Below are 1,887 nucleotides of genomic sequence, written 5' to 3' on the forward strand. Positions count from 1 at the left end.
GACTGGTTCGTCCGGGACGGCGTGCCGGCGGAGCACGTGACCTTCGCGCACGGGGCTCTGGACTGCATCGCGCGGCTGCTCTCCACGGAGCTGCGGCCCGGTGACGCGGTGGCCGTGGAGGACCCCGGCTTCCACCACCTGCTGGATCTGGTGCCCGCGCTGGGACTGCGGATCGCGCCGGTGACGGTGGACGGGGAGGGAATGGTGCCCGAGTCGCTGCGGGGGGCCCTGCGCGGCGGGGCGCGCGCGGTGGTGTGCAGCCCGCGCGGTCAGTGCCCCACGGGGGCGTTCTTCACCCGCGCCCGGCGGGACGCGCTGGTGGCGGTGGTGCACGAGTTCCCCGAGGTGCTCGTCGTGGAGGACGACCACAACGCGGAGGTGGGCGGCGCGGCGGCGTACACCCTGGCCGCGGGGGGTCTGGAGCGCTGGGCGCAGGTCAGGACCGTCTCCAAGCACCTCGGGATCGACCTGCGGTGGGCCGGGGTCGCCTGTGACCCGGTGACGCTCGCCCGGCACGACGGCCGGATGCTCATGACCTCGGGCTGGGTCAGCCACCTGCTGCAGAGGACGGTGGCCGGGCTGTTCGCCGACCCGTCGGTGGGCGAGCTGGTCGCGGCCGGGGAGGCGGCGTACGCGGAGCGGCGGGCGGCCCTGATCGACGCCCTCGGCTCGTACCGGATCCGGGCGGTCGGGGCGAGCGGGTTCAACGTGTGGGTGCCGGTGCGCGACGAGTCCGCGGTGGTGAACGGGCTGCGTACGCACGGCTGGTGGGTGGCCGCGGGGGCGCGCTTCCGGATCGCGGCGCCGCCCGCGGTGCGGATCACGGCGGCGACACTGCGGCCGGCGGACGCCCGGCGGCTCGCGGCGGACTTCGCCGAGGTGATGGGCGACGCGCAGGCCACGTACGGCGGATGACCGGGGCCGGCACCCGGGCGGGTGCCGGCCCCGGTCGTGTCAGGCGCGGCGGGCTTCCGCCAGGGAGGCGTAGAAGCGGAGCAGGTCGAGGTTGTCGACCGAGCCCGGGTTGACGGCCTTGTCGAGCGGCGTGCCCTGGAGCAGGCGCTTGACCGGGACCTCGATGCGCTTGCCGGTGAGCGTGTGCGGGACGCCGGGGACCTGGATGATCTCGTCGGGGACGTGACGCGGGGAGAGTTCCGTGCGGATGGTCCGCCTGATCCGGTCGATCAGTTCCTCGTCGAGGGTCGCGCCCTCCGCGAGGTGGACGAAGAGGGGCATCCAGTAGCCGCCGTCCGGTTCCTCCAGGCCGATGACCAGGGACTCGCGGATCTCCGGGAGACGCTCCACGGCCTCGTAGATGTCGGCGCTGCCCATCCGCACGCCCTGCCGGTTGAGGGTGGAGTCCGAGCGGCCGTGGATGACGACGGAGCCGTGGTCGCTGATCGTGATCCAGTCGCCGTGGCGCCAGACACCGGGGAACATCTCGAAGTAGCTGTCGCGGTAGCGGCTGCCGTCGGGGTCGTTCCAGAAGTGGATCGGCATGGACGGCATGGGGTTGGTGACGACCAGTTCGCCGACCTCGCCGACGAGCGGCTTGCCGGAGGGGTCCCACGCCTGGAGGTCCGTGCCGAGGCCCGCGGCCTGGAGTTCGCCGATGTGGACGGGGAGGGTGGGGACGGCGCCCGCGAAGCACGAGCAGACGTCCGTGCCGCCGCTGACCGACGCGATCCACAGGTCCTCGCGGACCTCGTCGTGGAGCCAGCGGAAACCGTCGGGCGGCAGCGGGGAGCCGGTGGTGGCGACGCACTTCACGGCGGACAGGTCGAAGTCGCGGCCAGGGTGGACGCCGGCCTTGGCGCAGGCCATGACGTACGCGGCGGAGGTGCCGTACAGGGTGGCGCGGGTGCGTTCGGCGACGCGCCACTGGGC

The 1,887-nt window shown here is 73.8% G+C and carries 1 protein-coding gene and 1 pseudogene; one reads left to right on the forward strand and one right to left on the reverse strand.

What is annotated here, in order from left to right; translation table 11 throughout:
• A partial coding sequence (locus RIF68_RS35610) for an aminotransferase class I/II-fold pyridoxal phosphate-dependent enzyme (protein WP_309055750.1) occupies positions 1–915 on the forward strand: 915 nt, incomplete at its 5' end.
• A gap of 39 nt (positions 916–954) precedes the next feature.
• On the opposite strand, the pseudogene RIF68_RS35615 reads toward RIF68_RS35610, so the two are convergent.
• Positions 955–1,887, reverse strand: a pseudogene (locus tag RIF68_RS35615) (AMP-binding protein); the annotation flags it as partial.

It is taken from the genome of Streptomyces sp. (assembly GCF_031178505.1).
Classification (GTDB): Bacteria; Actinomycetota; Actinomycetes; order Streptomycetales; family Streptomycetaceae; genus Streptomyces; species Streptomyces gulbargensis.